This is a genomic window from Nostoc sp., from assembly GCF_036917515.1.
Classification (GTDB): Bacteria; Cyanobacteriota; Cyanobacteriia; order Cyanobacteriales; family Nostocaceae; genus Nostoc.
Genome location: NZ_JBALDE010000255.1, coordinates 34796 through 53395, shown reverse-complemented (window position 1 = coordinate 53395; position 18600 = coordinate 34796). Strand labels below are relative to the sequence as shown.

The following is an 18600-nucleotide window of genomic DNA, read 5'->3' as shown; positions in this document are numbered from 1 at the left end:
AAGGTAAACCCTATAAATAATCTAAAATCCAAAATCTAAAATCCAAAATGCTATAAAGCCGAAGAATGAAAGCACCATTACCTGATAACGAAACACAGCGAATCGAATCTCTTTTGGAGTATAAGATTCTTGATACTCCTTCGGAAGCTGCTTTTGACGACCTGACCCGTTTAGCTTCATATATTTGTGGAACTCCCATTGCCTTAATCAGCTTAATTGATAGCGATCGCCAATGGTTCAAGTCAAAAGTTGGTTTGGATGCCCTAGAAACACCGCGAGATGTGGCATTCTGTGCCCATGCGATTATGCAACCTGAAGTTTTTGTTGTGCCTGATGCCACACAAGACGAAAGGTTTGCGACAAACCCACTAGTCACTTCTGAGCCTAATATTCAATTTTATGCTGGTGTAACGCTGACTAACGCTGAAGGATATGCACTAGGAACACTTTGTGTTAATGATCATGTACCAAGAAACCTCTCTCCCGAACAATTGGAAGCATTACGAATTTTAGGTCGCCAGGTAATTAAACAACTAGAAATGCGGCGCACTTTAGCAAGTTTAGTATTAGCGAATGATACACGCAAACAGACGCAGAAGCGACGCAAACAATTTTTTCAAAGAGTAGCTGGAGGGTTTGGTTTAGCATCGGCAATTTTAGTTTTAATTGGCGTGATTTCTTATCAGAACACACGTATATTGATTGATAATAATAATCATGTACAAAAAACTCAAGAGAAAATCAATAAACTAGAAGAATTACTGTCTGAGATGAAGGATGCTGAGACTGGACAACGCGGTTATATCCTCACTGGACAAGAAAGTTATCTAGAACCTTATCAAGCAGTAGTTGGAAACATTGATCGCAAAATTGTCGAACTGAGAAATTTAATCGCAGATCAATCTAACCAACAAAAGCAGTTCGCAACCCTTGAATCTCTGATAGCTGCAAAACTTGCCATACTCAAACAAACTATAGACCTGCGTCAAAATCAGGGATTCGACGCAGCGTTGCAGTTAATCCAGACAAATCAAGGAAAACATCTCATGGATGATATCCGTAAGCTCGTCCATGAGATCGAGAGTGAGGATAAAAGGTTGCTCAAACAGCAGTCACAAGCTGCAAAAGCCAGTGCTAACACCACGCTTTTGACACTGGCGATCGCTATTTTTCTAAGTTTTCTGATTCTAGCTATAGTCTACTATTTAATTTCTCGTGAGGTAAAAGAGCGTAAATTAACAGAGGAAACACTGAACCAAGAACGCAACTTTATCTCAGCAGTCCTTGATACAGCCAGCGCTTTGGTAATAGTTATTGACACACAAGGACAAATCGTTCGCTTCAATCAAGCTTGTGAACAAATAACTGGTTACTCATTTGATGAGGTGAAAGGAAGGCATTTCTGGAACCTGTTTTTACTTCCTGAAGAGGTAGAGCAAATTAAGGCAGTTTTTGAGCAGTTGCGAATTGGTGAAGGGCCCAATGAGTACGAAAACTATTGGGTAGCTAAGGATGGCAGTCGGCGGCTGATTGCCTGGACTAACACTACCTTGCAAGACCATAAGGGCTACGTTGAATACATTGTCGCCACAGGTATCGACATCACCGATGTCTTCGAGGAGCTGCGCTTACGCAAACGAGCTGAACAACATCTGAAAGCTGAGTATGTTACAACCCGCGTCTTGGCAGAGTCAACTACAATCAACGAAGCCATGCCCCAAATCCTGCAAGGAATCTGCGAAAGTTTGGGATGGGATTTAAGTGAATTTTGGATGCTAGATCCGGGATCAAATCTACTGTCTTTGCTAAATTCATGGTATAAAATCTCTTTCGAGATGCAAGAATTTGACATCCTCAGTCGGCAGATTACGTTTGCACCAGGAATTGGGCTGCCTGGTCGTGTCTGGACTAGCCTTGAACCTGTTTGGATTGCTGATGTCGCTAAAGATCCGAGTTTCATCCGCTCTCAAATCGCTGCCCAAGCAGAACTGCACGGAGCTTTCGGTTTTCCGATCCGTAGTGGTAAAAAAATCATCGGTGTCATTACCTGCTTTAGCCATGAGATCCAGCAAGCTGACCCAGATTTGGCAAAAGTCATGAATTCGATTGGTGAGCAAGTAGGGCAGTTTATTGAGCGCAAGCAGGCAGAAGAACAACTCCAACGCCAAAACTTGCGATCGCAACTATTTACTGAAATCACCCTCAAAATTCGTCAGTCTTTGCAAATCAAAGAAATTCTCCAAATCACCGTCACCGAAGTCCAAAAAATTCTCCATAGCGACCGAGTTTTGATTTATCAGCCTTTGGCAGATGGATCTGGAGCCACCGTGGTTGAGGCAGTAATTTCTGGCTGGCTGGCAATTAAAGATAAAAATCTTACTGATGCTTACTTTCAAGCCGAATACATCCAGCAGTACTATCTACAGCAGTACCGTCAAAGACCGAATCTGGGGCTTACTGACATAGATATAGCTGAAGTCCAAAAAAACCATCTGGAATTACTGCAACAATTTGGAGTCCAATGTAATTTAGTCATACCCATTCTTGTCAAAGAAGAACTTTGCGGTTTGCTGATTGTCCATCAGTGCGGCAGTTGTCGCCACTGGTCTAGCTTTGAAACTCATCTTTTACGGCAAATAGCTGACCAAGTAGGTATTGCCTTAGCTCAAGCCCAAATGTTAGATGCAGAAACTCAACAGCGACGAGAACTCGAAATTGCTCGTCAGCAAGCTGAATTAGCTTCTCAAACCAAAAGTGCCTTTTTGGCCAACATGAGCCATGAAATTCGGACTCCCATGAATGCTGTGTTGGGGATGACAAGCTTAATGTTAGAAACTCCCCTAAACTCCGAGCAGCGGGATTTTATGGAAACAATACGCATTAGTGGCGATGCTCTGTTAAGCCTGATCAACGAAATTTTGGATCTATCCAAACTAGAGGCTGGGGAAATGGCACTAGAAACTCTAGATTTTGACTTATCTACCAGTGTAGAAGAGGTATTGGAATTATTGGCTCCCTCAGCTCATAATAAGGGATTAGAAATTGCAGGATTAATCTATAGCAACGTCCCTACCCGCCTCCAAGGCGATGCTGGCCGCCTGCGGCAAATTCTCATGAACCTGATCGGCAATGCGATCAAGTTCACCAGCAAGGGAGAGGTAGTATTACGAGCAGAATTGCGTTCGCTTTCCCCGACTACAGCCACGATCTATTTTGCGATTACAGATACTGGTCTTGGCATTACCCCAGAAGATCAATGTAAACTCTTTAAGCCATTTACTCAAGTAGATGCTTCCACCACCCGGAAATATGGCGGCACAGGTTTGGGATTAGCCATCTGCAAGCAACTGGTAAGCTTGATGGGGGGAGAAATGGGCGTAGAAAGTCGCTTGGGGAAAGGATCTAAGTTTTGGTTTGAAGTAACTCTCGCCAAGCAACTTGAGCCTATTTCCTTAGAAGGCGAAGGCGAACTTTTGCTGAATCGGCGCTTGTTAGTGGTGGATGATAATGCTACTAATCGCAAAATCATCCACCATCAAGCTACCCGTTGGGGGATGCTGGTGGATCAGGCTGCTTCGGCTACTGCTGCTCTGAAAGCTATTCAGGAGGCTGCCAAGCAAAAAAATTTCTATGACATAGCTGTAATTGATATGCAGATGCCAGAAATAGATGGCATGACTTTAGGAGAACAAATTAAAGCAAATTCAGCGATCGCTGGGCTACCTTTGATTATGCTTACTTCTACTAATCAACGCGATGAAATCCAGCGATCGCTAAAAATAGGATTTGCGGCTTATTTAGTCAAACCTGTTAAGCCGTCCCGACTCCTCGATACCATCATGACTATTTTAGGAACGCAGCTAGAAGAAGAGACAGAAGTCAAAATTCAGGAGTTAGAAGTCAGAAGTCAGAATTTAAAACTGAAAAATCCTGAAAACAACCGCAACTATTATTCTCCTGACTTTCCCAAACTGAGAATTCTCTTAGCCGAAGATAATTTGGTGAATCAAAAAGTTGCCTTGAAGCAACTCCAAAGTCTGGGTTATAGTGCTGATGTCGCTGGTAATGGGAAAGAAGTTTTGCAGCTGTTAGAAAAAATTCCCTACGATTTAATTTTGATGGATTGCCAAATGCCAGTCCTTGACGGTTTAGAAACTACAAAAGAAATTCACCGTTGGCAAGAAAGCTACTTTGCCAGTGGTTATCGTCCTGTGGTAATTGCCATGACAGCTAATGCGATGAAAGAAGACCAACAAATGTGTCTAGATGCCGGAATGGATGACTATTTGAGCAAGCCAGTAATAAAAGAAAAATTGGCGAGAGCGCTAGAGCACTGGGGAAATCTGATATTCGAGGCAAAAGAAACAGCTGCTACAGAGCAGATTTATACAACAGATGTCAGTTTAGTTAACCTCCCAATTGATTGGGAACGCTTACACCAACTCTCGGAAAATAACCCAGAATTTGAATTGGAACTACTGCAAATATTTGTTGAGGATATTCAACCTCGTCTAGAGTTAATTAAAATAGCGATCGCATCTCATGATTTTGAGCAAATAGCGCTCCAAGGGCATCAAATTAAAGGTGCTAGTGCCAATATGGGAGTTACAACCATGCATCTAGCAGCAGTAAAACTAGAACAGCTAGCTTATAACCAAGAGCGTCGAGGTTCTAGTAACTTAATCGTAGAGTTAGAAGACTTTCTTAAACGCATCCAAGATTTTTTGACCTATAAAGATAGTAATGCTACAACCGAAAATAATAATTATTAATAAATTCACTGGAGGATTTTCTCTGAGTAAGTTATGAAAAATACTTATTTTTAATTTTTCGTTACTCATTTTATATTTTACAGATATAAATTCTCAACGATTGGGAATAATAACAAAGTATATTCGGTGAGTTAGCTGCATCATAAGCTAAGAATTTTTAGCCTAAATGTCAGTTAAATGCATCACCTCTTATTCCCAATTGATTCCTGAAAAGCGAGGTTTTCCTAATGAGTCAGATGAGTAGAGACGATGTACGAGAAAGACTTGGCAATATCGATCAGATCCGCGATATTATTCTTGGAACACAGCTAAGAGAGTACGAAAATCGATTTACCAAGCTGGAGTCAGATATATCTCTCCTGCAACAACAGACGCGATTGCATGTCGAGCAACTCAAGTCCAACTTTTCGGCTGAACTAAAAACGGGGTTTGAGTCCCTAGAAAAAAAACTGAAGTCACTTAACCTCGCAACTCAAGAAGAAACTCTTGACTTACGGCAACAGGTTGATAGACTTAATAAAAAGTTTTCTAGCAGCGTTCAGTCGCTTGATGAAACCTTAGATAGCCAAACTACCTCAATTCGAGATGAAATATTTCAAACTAAAGTCCAATTACAAGATGATGTTACGGCATTACGCGATCTGATTTTAGAAGAAATAGAGCGACGCTTTTCGCAGTTGACAGATAATAAAGTTTCTAAAGACGATATGGCTGAAACTTTATTTGCCTTAGGAATGCGTCTGAAAGAAACTGAATTTATTCCTAAATTGCGAGAAGCAGCCAATGAACGCAGCGACGAATATACTGCTGTACCGCTTCTAGAAACTACAAAGTTGTCAAAAGTAGTTAACTCATTCTAATAGTATGGCAAAATTGCATTTGTAATTAAGTCAGAAGGTAAATAAAAATGAGGTAGATAAGAACTTCTAACTCCTAACTCAGCACTCTAAAAAGGATGACTCAGGTGAAAAATCCGATTTATCAATCTGTTGATTTAAAGCCAGAAATAGCTGTACAGCTTGACAACTTGCTGGATTTGCTAATTGAACTCAAAATTATCGAATCACCTGAGCAGTCTTTTCCTTTATTACCATCAAAAACTGATAAGAAAAAGGAGTATATCCCAGAAAACCTTGAATTATTGCAACTTACTCCAGTGACATTAGAAGTATGTGAAGCTTATTTAGAATCAAATTTGAATTTGACTCAAGATATATCTAATTACTCACAAACTACCCAAGAAGAATTAGAAGAATCTCTTGAAATATTTACAGAATTTGAGGAAAAATTAGACAACTCAGAGGATGCATTGCAAAAATTACGGGAAATATTAGTCGGATATGAACTATCAGAAATAAATCATATTACAACTAAACTCGAACAAAAATTAGCAAAAATAGAGCATCAAATTTACGACCCCAAAGAGCTAATAAATCTACTACTACCGTGGATTTCTGAGCTTTTAAAGCTGAAGATTACAGAGTCGAGAGAAGAATTTGTCCAAATAATTGCTCCTATCATCGATGAGACTATCCGCAGTCGTACTGAACAAGATAAAGTTAGCATGAGTGAGGCGATCGCACCTGTAGTTCCTCTAGCTCTTTCCCAACAGATTATTATAGCTCCAGAAGAAGTTTCAGATGCGATCGCTCCGGCAATGGGACGAGCCATAAAAAAGCAAATTGAAATTGAGCAGAATATTGTGGTGGATGCACTCTACCCAGTTATTGGTAGTACCATAGCCAAATATATGGCAGAGACAATCCGTGCCATTAACCGACAAGTTGAAGAAACCCTCAGCGTTGAAGGTATTAAACGTAAAATTCGTGCCAAGCTACAGGGAGTTTCGGAAGCAGAATTAATTCTTAAAGAAGCTTTACCATTTACAATTCAAGCTATTTTCTTGATTCATAAAGCATCTGGTTTAGTTATCTCAAATATTCAGCATTCTGATGTAGAGCAGCTAGAAGCTGAAATGGTAGCAGGAATGCTGACAGCAATTCGCAGTTTTGCCAATGATTGCATCAATCAATCTGGAAGCATAACAGAATTAGATGCAATTGAATATGGGACATCCAAAATAATTTTGGAAGTTGCAGGATACTGTTATTTAGCGATTGTTGTGCGCGGAGAACCAAGCAAAAACTTTATTTGGAAAATGCGGCAATTCTTCAGCACAATCGTTAAAAAGCATGGTGATTTAATTGAAAAATTTGACGGTGAGCCAGATTCAATTCCTCTTGAAGTTCATACACTTCTAGAAGAATTGAAACATACAGGTATTCAGGAGAAAAAGAAAACAAAAGTCTCACTGCTCCAGATATTAGTCTTAACAGTTATCAGTACCATTATAATTCCTTGGGGTATTTGGCAATACCGTAGTGGAGTTATACATTCCATTGAAAATCAAACTTCGTTGGCTCTAGCTTCTGTTCCAGAACTAGCCGTATATCGACTTAATGTACAAGTAGAACACAACAAATTAAAATTAACAGGACGATTACCTAATCAACTTCTTCGCCAGAAAGCCGAGCAAACTGTCAAAATCACCTTTCCTAATTGGTTGATTGACAATCAAATTTTATTAGTAGAAGTACCAGCAGACCCCGTATTAGCTGCTGCTGAAATAAAACGAGTCACAGCAGTTTTAAATCAGACTGACGATATAGCAATTTCTACTCAATACATTGCTGGTAAAGTAGCTATTGAAGGAACTGTCAACCGAATTACAGATGCTCAGATTATTGCTAATGCATTTGAACAAATTCCTGGCGTAAAATCTGTGTCTAGCGCGGTACGAGTTGAACCTCCACAGATTGAAGTTCGATTTTACTTTCAACCCGACTCAACGAGTTTAATGAAAGCAGATACAGCACATAAGATTCAACAGGTTAAGTTTTTTCTTAATCAGCACCCAAATAAGCATTTAAAAATCATTGGTTATAGTAACCGTAATAGCGAGAATAAATCTCAAAAATTGGCACTGTCGCGAGCAAAGGCTGTACAACAAGCACTGATTAAATTAGGCATTGAGCCATCTCGCCTACAAGTCATTGGTAGGACAAATTTACCACCAGGAATTGATGAAACTCAACCTTTGTGGTTAAGCCGCTGTGTCGCTCTAGAAACGATAAACAAGTAATTTTAGGTTGATAGTGGCGATGATTTTGATCAAACATTTTCTAATTTTCTCCAACTATGTCTACAATATCTAAAAAAATATGTTTATTTGGTGATTTTGGTGTTGGTAAAACTAGTTTAATTCACCAATTTGTCGAGTGTAAATTTAGTGATGAATACCTTTCAACTGTAGGAGTAAAAATTTCTCAAAAATTGGTTAATTTTTCAAAAAAAGACCTAATTGTTGAACAAAACTTACAGTTAGTAATTTGGGATATTGAAGGTAGTAATAAGTTTAAGGCAGTTGCTAAAAATTATTTTCAAGGTTCTAAAGGTGCTGTGATAGTTGGTGATGTGACACAAGCAGAAACGCTCCATCATATCCAGGAGCATATTCAAACTTTTTTAGCTGTTAATCCTAATAGCTATATTGTTGTTGCACTGAACAAATCAGATATGATTGCAGCCGAATATTTAGAAAAAATTCGTCAAATGTATCAATTTACTAATCAAGCTAATATATTAGACACTTATGTAACTTCAGCAAAAACTGGCAATAATGTTGATAAAATATTTCAAGCTTTAGCCAATCGTTTAATTTAATTAAAATGAACTCATTTGTAACGAACTTATTATCAGTATGTGGTATTGAATATTTGATAATTGATACAAAATTCAAGATTCTAGAGATGTCTTTGGGATTAAATCATTTTGCCGATATTTCTAATGAAGTGAAGCTTGGCCAGGATGTTCGGATTGTGTTTCCCGAATTAGAGGGACTGGAAGATATCTTTGATGCAATTCTACAGCGAGAGCAAGATAATTTTGAATTAAAAGGAATTATGCGATCGCAACATACGGCTTCTCCTTTGTATATTGATATTCGGATTACTAATAATCTCCAGGAAGACCATTCCAGTAATCAACTAACCATCGTTGTCGAAGATGCTACAGAACGGATGGTACTTGAGCAATCTTTATTTCAAGGTGCAAATGAAGCAAATCTTTTACTACGTAACTTAAAGGCTTCTAAACAATATATTGACCAAATTGTGACATCAATGGCAGACGCGTTGTTAGTAACAACGCTATCAGGTGAGATAAAAAAAGTAAATTATGCTGCACAAAATTTATTACAATATAATGAGATAGAACTAATCGGTCAACCAATCACAAAAGTTCTTAAAGAAGTTAATAAATATCCCTTGATTATTGGTGAGATTGAAAATATTAGTAGATTCTCCAATCAAGAAAAAAATCCTTTAATCAAAGAAGTAGAAACCGTTTGTTATCCTAAAAGTGGTAAAACAATTCCTGTAGCTTTTTCATCCTCAATAGTTAAGACAGAAATTGAACATTTTCAAGGTTATGTTTACATTTTGCGAGACATGACTGAACGAAAGCAAGTAGAACTTGCTAAACAAGAATTCTTAGCAATGATTAGCCATGAGGTTCGGACTCCGATCGCATCTGTAATTAGTATGGCGAATTTATTGCAATATACTGAATTGACTGCCGAACAGCAAGACTTTGTTGAAATCATCTACACCAGTGGAAATTCTTTACTCAAAATTATTAACGATTTCCTTGACTTCTCCAAAATACAATCGGGCAATTTAGAACTTGAAGCAGAACCTTTTGGTTTGCGAAATTGCATTCATGAGGCTCTTTATATGCTTGCGCCTACAGCTAGAGAAAAAGGTTTAAAACTCACATTTTTTGATACTCCTGAACTTCCGACTACGATTGTGGGGGATATTACCCGACTGCGTCAAGTCTTAATTAATTTACTCTGTAATGCGATTAAATTTACCGAAACTGGAACCATAGAAATTTCAGTTATAACCCGCAAGAATAGCGATATTAATCATTCTTTTGCTGCCAATACTGAAGAAATTCAGTTTAGTGTTAAAGATACAGGCATTGGAATTCCACGCGATCGCCTTGAACGTTTATTTAAAGCCTTCAGTCAAGTTGACTCCTCCATTACTCGACAATATGGCGGTACTGGCTTAGGTCTTGCCATCTGCAAGCAACTGTGTGAGTTAATGGGTGGCAGAATTTGGGTTGAAAGTGAGCTTAATGCAGGTAGCACGTTTTACTTTACGATTACCGCTTCTGTTATTCCAGAGGAATCAGCAGGAGCCAGTCTGGTCTTCTCCCAACAGGAGATACAAAAAGCGATCAAGTCTCCTCAAGTGGAGCAACTGGCGTTCAAGAGTCAGGGGATATTCAGCATCCCCGCATCTTCTTCCCCGTTTCCTGACTTACATAAATTAAGAATTCTTTTAACTGAAGATAATCTGGTAAATCAGAAAATAGCCTTGAACCAACTCAAAAACCTGGGCTACAGTGCTGATGTCGCTAATAATGGGAAAGAAGCGTTGCAGCTATTAGAAAAGATTCCTTATGATTTGGTTCTGATGGATTGCCAAATGCCGATTCTCGACGGTCTGGAAACCACAAAAGAAATTCATCGTTGGCAAGAAAGTAGCTTTGCTAGTGGTCGTCGTCCTGTAGTAATTGCGATGACAGCTAATGCGATGAAACAAGACAAACAAATGTGTTTAGATGCCGGAATGGACGACTATTTGAGCAAGCCAGTGATGAATGAAAATTTGGCCGCGACGCTAGAGTATTGGGGAAATGTGATATTCAGAGTAAAAGAAACAGCTGCCACAGAGCAGGCAGTTTCTACAATAGATGTCGGTTCAGTTGATCTCCCAATTGATTGGGAACGCTTGCATCAACTTTCAGAAAATAATTCAGAATTTGAATTGGAACTATTGCAAATGTTTGTTGAGGATATTCAACCTCGTCTAGAGTTAATTAAAATAGCGATCGCAGCTTATGACTTTGAGCAACTAGCACTCCAAGTCCATCAAATTAAAGGTGCTAGTGCCAATATGGGAGTTACAACTATGCATCTAGCAGCAGAAAAACTAGAACAATTAGCGATCAATCAAGAGCGTCGAGGTTCTACTAACTTAATCGTAGAGTTAGAACACTTTATTAAACGCATCGAAGAGTTTTTAATCAGTAGTCATTAGTCAGTGTCTTCCCACTCCAATCATGGGTCTTTTTTGTAAGATTTACTAATAAATAAACAGTAACGATTATCTTCTGTCGGCTGATAACTCAATTTGTTAGCAATGGCCGACATGATTTTTAAACCCCGCCCGCGCTCTTGATCGTTATCTTCAAATTCAGATGTTTGGCGCAATTGCTGTTCTAAGTCAAATGGTTCCCCTTGAGACCAGATGCGAATTTCTATATATTCATCTAACCGCACAGCTTCCATCTCAATCGGAGTTTCAATAGGTAAATTTTTGTGGGCATGTTCAACAATGTTAGTAAAACCTTCTATCATCAGAGTTTGACATTGCCACCAAACTTGTTTATCGATAATAGGTGGTTGATTCATCTGCTCGAACCAAGACAAAACTTGAGATGAAGCTGTCAGGTCTGTGTTGACTTTGAGAGAAATTTTATTATTCACTTCTTAACTAATAAAATCTTGTTAAATCATCATATTCCTTAATTAGTTTATTTAATTTGAGTATTTTTACTATACATTAAAAACTAAATTGCATATAACTTAAATTAAAGCAACTATTTACCGAGCGTTTTACTTAGTAAACTATAATTTATGTTTAAAATTCTGGTTATTGATGATGACCCAACAGTGCGAGCAGTACTAAAAAGTACACTCCAAAGGCAGGGTTATGAGACTACTGTAGCCAGTAATGGCGAAGAAGGAATTATAAAAGCACAACTGCTACATCCTGCCCTGATTATCTGTGACTGGATGATGTCCCAGGTAGATGGACTAGAAGTGTGTCGTCGAATTAAAACAGATCCACAGTTAGCAACTACTTTTTTTATTTTATTGACGGCTAAGGGAGCAGCTCGAGGAGAGGAGGAAGATAGAGTTAGGGGACTTGACGCTGGAGCGGATGAGTTTATCTCTAAACCAATAGAGATGAATGAATTGAAAGCACGGGTAAGAGCAGGACTAAGGTTACACCAGCTAAATCAGGATTTACAAAGTCAAAAGCAAGTCTTGGAGACACTCAATCAAGATTTGCAAACCCAAAAGCAAATTTTGGAAACCGAATTGTCTGAGGCAGCTGCTTATGTGCGATCGCTTTTACCCTCACCGCTTGTCGGAGCAGTAACTACAGAAAATCTGTTTATTCCCTCAGCACAACTAGGGGGCGATTGCTTCGACCATCATTGGATTGACGAGGATCACTTGGCAATTTATTTGTTGGACGTATCAGGTCATGGAGTAGGTTCAGCCCTCCTATCGGTATCGGTGCTGAATGTTTTGCGATCGCAATCTCTACCAAACACTAACTTTTCTCAACCAAGTGAAGTTCTAAAAGCACTCAATCATGCCTTCCAAATGAGCAAGCACGGTGATAAATACTTTACAATCTGGTACGGAGTTTATCACCGCCTTAAACGTCAACTCATTTATGCCAATGCCGGACATCCACCAGCTTTACTGTTATCTAACACCTCCACAAATAATATCGAAATTAAACAGCTAACTTCTTTAGATTTACCAATTGGGTTTTTACCTGAAGTCCAATTTGAGGATGCTGTTTTTCAGGTTCAAGAAAACAGCACTTTATTCATCTTTAGTGATGGTGCTTATGAAATTAATCAATCAGATGGTAAAATTTGGGGAATCGATGCTTTCATTGACTTACTAACCAAATATAGTCAGAAAGATACCTCTAACCTCAATCAACTATTAGCGAACATTATCACTTTAAATGCTCAAGATAGTCTTGATGATGACTTATCTTTAGTAAAAGTTAACTTTGGTTAGTATAGTCAATTGTGCATATTTAATTTTGGATGATTCAACAGCTTATTGTATTGCCAATACTTGGCGATTGAATTCATCTTGATCGGCAAAGGTTTGAAAAATTCTATCCATTTTAGTTAGTTCAAACAACATCTTGACTTGCTCGCTGATCGAACAAACAAACAGTTTACTATTAGCCGCTCGTGCCATTTGCATTGCTGATACTAAAGCACCTAAACCAGAGCTATCAATAAATTTTACTTCTTTCATATCGAGCAACAAAATATCAGCTCCGTTTGCCAAAATTCCGCTAACTTCACGACGTAGTTCGTTACCTCTAATACCATCTAAAATTCCAGATAATTCTAGTACTGTTACATTCATATTCATGGTTTTATTTTCCGATTATTTTGCTTGAAAACTATGTAGTTATATTTTGGCATTGACCTAATTAAACCGCAATAGAGATCAGCAATTAGCTTTTTACTACTTGCTGATTACTATTATTTGCTATTGCAGTAAAAAAGCTAGCATCAACCCATTGCCGAGAAATTTCAAAAGCTTCAAAATAGCCATCTTTTTGACCTAACTCTCGTGCCCAAAAGCGAGATAAAACAAGTATGGCATCAAGTTGCATAAATGCTTTATTTAACTCTGATTCATAACAACCGATAGCTGCAACTTTTTCCTCAATTACAGAGGTGATATCCACAAAAAAGTTGGGTTCAAAACCGCGCAAAAAAACAGGTGGTGCTGAATACCATAATGGTATGTTTTTGCGGGTAGCAACATTAGAAACTGCGATCGCACACACTTCATGATCTCTATGTCCATATTTTTCAGGTTGTGGTGCGTGAGTAATAATCAGATCAGGTTGCCAATGTCCAAGAGCTTCTTCAGTAACTTTAATCACTGCTTGTGTGGAGAAATTACACTCCTCAAGTGCATGAAACTCGTAAGTTGCACCGATGATTTTACCAGCTGCATCTGCCTCTTGATGACGTGTACCTTTAACAGGCGAACTAGAAAGACCACCATCAGTCAAAATTAAGCAACGAACATTCCATCCTGCTTTGGACATCAGACTAAGAGTACCAGCAGCAGGTAAAACTTCATCATCAGCATGAGCATAGATTGTTAAGACAGTTCGCTGACCAAAGTTGTTTGAGTCCGAATAAGTGTTCATAGCTGTTTTCTTTCTAAATTAGATTTGCAAGTCAGCAGTCATGAGTTATTTATTCACCTGCCCTTTTCCAGCTTTTTTTACTTACCTCTTAAACTTGTTTTGGAGGCTGCCAAACAGATGCGCGGATAATCGCCCACAAAAGTAATAAATTATAGATAGCCCATGCACCATTAAGCAGGTGAACCTCAGGATTATTTAAATGGCCAATTGCAAATTGGTAAAGGCTCCAGAACATCCCCAAGATGGTAAGGATAAAAATAACCAGCTGCGGCCAAATAAGCCGGAGATAAATCCCGGATTGGCGTTGCTTAGGTGTGACCTGGAAATTGAGTTTTTGTCCTGTGAATACACTCCATACGGCTTGGATTAATAAGGGAAATAAAGCGATCGCATATTGTTCCGAGCGCCATACTTCTCTAGCTGGAATGCCCCAAGTAGCTGCAAGGAAAGTCAGACGGTTAATAATAAAAGCTGGGAAAAAATGTACGGCAAAGTCAGGACCGTAGGTTTTGACTGGAACAATGTCCATAAAAAAATAAATAATTGGACAAGAAATAAAAACCAGAGTTGCAAAACCAGAGAAATAACTGTACATCGTCTTGAAATATTGCAACCTTTGCCAAAAGGTTAGCCCTGATTTTGTCAATGGATTTTCCCTCACTAGCACTTGGATAGTTCCTTGTGCCCAGCGTAGCCGCTGTTTCAGAGTAGAACTTAGATCGTCTGGTGCTAAACCTTCTGCCAAAAGTTCATTGTGATAAATAGATTTCCAACCAGCACTATGCAGACGCATGGCTGTATTCATATCTTCCGTAATGCTATTACTGGATACCCCACCAACTAAATCAAATTCATCTAAACGTTTTTCATCTTTGGCAAATTCATCAGCAAAATTTTGCAGTCCGACACTAACTAATGCTTCACGTCTAAGAATCGCATTTGTGCCCGTATAAAACGCCGCATTCATACCATCTTTACCTTGTTGAAGCGGCCCATAAAATAAATTTGCTCGATGTCCAAAAGGATCGCCTGGAGGAATATTATAAAAATCCTGACGGGTCTGTACAAAAGCAATTTGATTCTGGTCGTATTTTCCTGTTGAAAGATTATAAGTGTAGAAATAAGGCAGAACTCGCTTGAGAAAATTTCGCTTGGGAATGTGGTCAGCATCTAGAGTAACAATAAAATTTCCTGACGTTTCTCCAGAAAAAATTGCATAATTGATATTGCCTGCTTTGGCATGATGTGCTACACCAGGGGTCTTAGGACGAGCAATGTAACGAAAACGAGCAAGTTCAACTAGTTCTAGTTCTTTTTTGTGAATAGCTTCTTTTAAAGCTTTCCGTTCGGTAATTAGGCGATCGCGAATACTTTGATGAGTTGGAGGTAGCCAAAGAATCAGCGATCGCAAACTTTGCACAAATTCAGCCGCAGGCTGGTTAACCACTGGTTCTGATGATGTTTGCAGCCATTGTTCCGCAGCTTGAGTATTAGGTGTGAGATTTTCCAGTTGCTTCAGGCGCTCCAACAAGTCAGAATGTTCTGCATCAATCCGTTCCGCTTCTAGCTGTAATTGTGGTGATTGCAAATCTTCAATACACAATCTTTCTGTCATTGCTCGCATATCAGCCGAGTTCCCGTCATCCAGCACATAAACGCGTAACTTTGTTGGCGGGTAATCAATTGTTAAAGCAGCTTTAGCAGTTTCTTCGACAATTTCTGTCGGCTCGTTGTAGCAAGTGACAAACACATCCACTGTTGGCCAGTCGGATCTGGGTAGAGGTGGGATCATTTGGTCGAGAGACTTAATTTGTCTGACTAAAGGTCGCCACAACCCAATTACAAACATTACACCACCGAAATAGCTGTAAATCTCTGCTATCAGCAAAGGAATCGAGATCCAGAGGGCATCAAAATTGATGGAATGGGTGACGCGCCATTGCAAATACCAGATACCAAAAATTAAATTAATTTCTGCCAAATAGCGAAATAACAGCGTTCTTTTTTTGAGTAATGAGCGGCTGTTACCAGAGAAGTTTGAGGAATGATCGCTAATAGAAACTGAAGTCATCTTAATACCAGTAAGTAATTAATGTAAAAGGATAGCGCAATGGTGAAAAATGCTAAATTGGGAGTTAGAAGTTGTTAAAAATTTTCTTTATTTCTGCTGCCTCGCCTGGCTCTTGGCTTCAAACACCAGTGGATGTCTGCCTCTAGCTTGGTAAAGCAAACTTTCTAAAATAATCGCATTCGTATTAATATCAACTGAAGCATTAACACCTAGTTGAGAATTTTCATATCGTCCTGAAAGATAGCCGCGATTTTTATCGGATAAATTTTGAACAAAGTCTCGCAGCCTTTTCGTGTAAGGGTCATCTGGCATGAGTGCAAACCAAGAAAATGCTGCTTTTGTACTAACAAACCGCAATTGGGGATAGGCTTTTCCGCTAACGTTAACGGCTTGCCAAGATTGACCATTGGCATAGACGCTGTAATACAGAAAGTAAGGGGGACGATCCAACGAATCTTCATTTATAGCAGTTAAAATTCCAGTGCGCTTAAACCGTTGTTGTTGCACTTTGAAAAGATTTTGCACTTGAGGCTTGACAGTATCATTCCAACCCATTTCTAAACCCCAAAGTAAATAAGGATCATTTGTTAGATAATTAGTAGCTCCAGAGTTTTTTAAATTCCGTTGATCGACTTGCAGAGTAATACCATCCACTTGAATCACCTTGACTGGCGGATTAGAGAGAGCATTAGTGGCTTGAATATTCCACAGCTTTAAACTGTGAGCAGCATATTGCTCGTAGCCTAATCGCCCTTCCTGCACTTCCAGAAGTTGACCGGCTCTAGGAATAGCACCGTTTAACCAACCATCTTTGACAAGTTTCGATAGATTCCAGCGAGCAACGATGTGGTTTATGCGATCGCTATATTCTGGATAATGCGATCGCATAACATGCAATCCTAATAAAAATCGGGCCATATCTAGAACTGACCAACCACTTGTACCCTTGGGATCGGGGGTATCATTGAGATGGCGCATTTCGGCAGTATGGGTACTGTAAGCTTTGTTGGGTAAACCAGTTGGCGGTAGGGGCAGTTTTTCCAACGTCTGTAGCAATGTGTTCATCCGATTTTGGAAAACATCTTGTGGCAATAATCCTAATTGGTAAGCCGCATGAATTCCTAATAAGGCGCTACCTTGATCCCACCAAGTTGTCCACTGCAAGTTGTCTCCCGAATTTACTAAACCTGTTTGGGGATTCCAGTTACGCTCAAAATATTTCCAAGCTCGCCTGGCAGCAATTTGATCCGCTTCTTGGGTCAATCGTGGTAAAGAAGTTGTTGGTGAAGGAGTAACAGGTTTATCTGGTGTAGCTGTTGGTTTTAGTGGTATCAGTTTTGGTTTTAGCGGTAGTGGCGTAACTGTGGGAGCATTAAGTTCTGGAACGGTTTGTAGCGATGGTGTTTCGACATCAGGGTTAAAGTTATCAGGGGCAGCAATGATCATAGATGGGATAGGAGAGCATTGCCACGTCGCAGTACTCGGACAAAGCAGTGGTTGTTGATTTGTCGTTGCATACAAAACTGATTGCAAAATCATACTTTTAATGACGCTTGTTGCCATTTATATTTTCTTTGCCAACTCAGCAGGGGATAAATAGCCGAAAGCCGGATTATTTAACGCGTCTTTATAACCAGCAGATTTGCCACTATTATTGTTAATTGCCCAATCACATTCCTTATTAATATTGAAATAAAGGATGGCTCTTACACCCATCCGAGGTAGCTGAGTGTAGGAGTCTCTTAACCATTGGTCTTTGGCAGTGTTGGGTAAACCATTTTGCGTATTACTCGTACTAGCTGTTTGAGCGATAAAAATCGGCTTACTGCCAGCCATAACCTTCATCCGCTTAATATATGGTTCAAAAACTTCTTTTGGGCTACTCCAGTGTTTCCAAGAAGAATTACTACAAAACCCCCAGTTGTAAGAACTAAAGGCAACAATATCTACCGACGTGTCCCCAGGATAGTAGTTTTCAAAGCGATGTTCATTGTTTTCACTCCAACCATTAGGTGCAAATACCCAACGTATTACTTGTGAAGATACACCAGCCTCTTTAAATATCTTTTGGATACGTTGATAAGCTAATTTGAAGTTCTGCGGGTCTTTGCTGTATGCTTCTCCAGGAATATTCATCTCTTGCAATGGTGCGATGAACGCCATACGACCCTCTCCTTTATTTGCCCAATCAGCATAGGCTTTTGCCACTTTTTGTAGAGAACTATCTACGTCTCCCTTAGCAATCTGCGCTGCTGAACGAGTAGATTTGAGATTAATAAAAGCTGTATATCCGTTGTGCTTCAATTGTTCTAGGGACACTGGGATGTTGTAAGCAGGATTTGAGTCCTCAATATCTAAGAACAATCCAGCAATAGTATGGCGCTTACCAACCCATTGATCGACTTGACGTAATTGGCTATCAATTGTACTTTGATTTCCTAGATAATCTGCGGCATACAGTCCCAGTAGTACAGGAGTATTGGAAGGTATTTGGTTGCGAATTTGGTTTAATTTCCGGTTTTCGAGTTGCCTTGAGGCATCAGTAACCGCCATGAGATTTTTATTCGCAAAGATGCTTCCTAGTAAAATTAGCATCATCAGCGCCAGTTGTACCTTGTCCATAGATTTGAAC

12 protein-coding genes are annotated in these 18600 nt (G+C 39.3%); 6 read left to right on the top strand and 6 right to left on the bottom strand.

From position 1 onward, the window contains the following. The first annotated feature begins 65 nt into the window (after positions 1 to 65). The 5 genes from V7K89_RS32455 to V7K89_RS32435 all read left to right on the top strand — a co-directional run bounded on the left by V7K89_RS32455 (position 66) and on the right by V7K89_RS32435 (position 10942). Positions 66 to 4772 (top strand): response regulator, encoded by a 4707-nt coding sequence (locus V7K89_RS32455; RefSeq protein WP_335194733.1) that lies wholly within the window; start codon positions 66 to 68, stop codon positions 4770 to 4772. A 227-nt stretch (positions 4773 to 4999) separates the two neighbouring features. After that, entirely contained in the window at positions 5000 to 5632 is a 633-nt protein-coding gene (locus V7K89_RS32450; RefSeq protein ID WP_335194731.1) for a hypothetical protein, read from the top strand. Positions 5633 to 5727: 95 nt separating this feature from the next. After that, positions 5728 to 7914 (top strand): OmpA family protein, encoded by a 2187-nt coding sequence (locus tag V7K89_RS32445; protein WP_335194729.1) that lies wholly within the window; start codon positions 5728 to 5730, stop codon positions 7912 to 7914. Between the two features lie 56 nt (positions 7915 to 7970). Then, positions 7971 to 8495, top strand: a complete 525-nt coding sequence (locus tag V7K89_RS32440) for a Rab family GTPase (protein WP_335194727.1) — start codon at positions 7971 to 7973, stop codon at positions 8493 to 8495. Positions 8496 to 8500: 5 nt separating this feature from the next. Continuing rightward, the gene (locus V7K89_RS32435; RefSeq protein WP_335194725.1) at positions 8501 to 10942 is read left to right on the top strand and encodes a hybrid sensor histidine kinase/response regulator; all 2442 of its coding nucleotides are present in this window, start codon (positions 8501 to 8503) and stop codon (positions 10940 to 10942) included. A 20-nt stretch (positions 10943 to 10962) separates the two neighbouring features. Here V7K89_RS32435 and V7K89_RS32430 read toward each other — a convergent pair whose 3' ends face one another. Continuing rightward, a complete protein-coding gene (locus V7K89_RS32430) occupies positions 10963 to 11391 on the bottom strand; it encodes an ATP-binding protein (protein ID WP_335194723.1) in 429 nt (142 codons plus the stop codon). A 150-nt stretch (positions 11392 to 11541) separates the two neighbouring features. Here V7K89_RS32430 and V7K89_RS32425 point away from each other — a divergent pair, with 150 nt between their 5' ends. After that, entirely contained in the window at positions 11542 to 12732 is a 1191-nt protein-coding gene (locus tag V7K89_RS32425) for a SpoIIE family protein phosphatase (protein ID WP_335194721.1), read from the top strand. Between the two features lie 42 nt (positions 12733 to 12774). On the opposite strand, the gene V7K89_RS32420 is transcribed toward V7K89_RS32425, so the two are convergent. The 5 genes from V7K89_RS32420 to V7K89_RS32400 all read right to left on the bottom strand — a co-directional run bounded on the left by V7K89_RS32420 (position 12775) and on the right by V7K89_RS32400 (position 18590). Beyond that, positions 12775 to 13101: an STAS domain-containing protein gene (locus V7K89_RS32420; protein WP_335194719.1), complete on the bottom strand. Its 327-nt coding sequence runs from the start codon at positions 13099 to 13101 to the stop codon at positions 12775 to 12777. 85 nt (positions 13102 to 13186) lie between these two features. Continuing rightward, on the bottom strand, positions 13187 to 13897 hold the full coding sequence (locus V7K89_RS32415) for a PIG-L deacetylase family protein (protein WP_335194717.1): 711 nt from the start codon (positions 13895 to 13897) through the stop codon (positions 13187 to 13189). An 88-nt stretch (positions 13898 to 13985) separates the two neighbouring features. After that, positions 13986 to 15968 (bottom strand): glycosyltransferase, encoded by a 1983-nt coding sequence (locus tag V7K89_RS32410; protein WP_335194716.1) that lies wholly within the window; start codon positions 15966 to 15968, stop codon positions 13986 to 13988. A gap of 87 nt (positions 15969 to 16055) precedes the next feature. Further along, a complete protein-coding gene (locus tag V7K89_RS32405; protein WP_335194714.1) occupies positions 16056 to 17531 on the bottom strand; it encodes a DUF3131 domain-containing protein in 1476 nt (491 codons plus the stop codon). Then, the gene (locus V7K89_RS32400) at positions 17532 to 18590 is read right to left on the bottom strand and encodes a hypothetical protein (protein WP_335194712.1); all 1059 of its coding nucleotides are present in this window, start codon (positions 18588 to 18590) and stop codon (positions 17532 to 17534) included. Positions 18591 to 18600 lie beyond the last annotated feature (10 nt).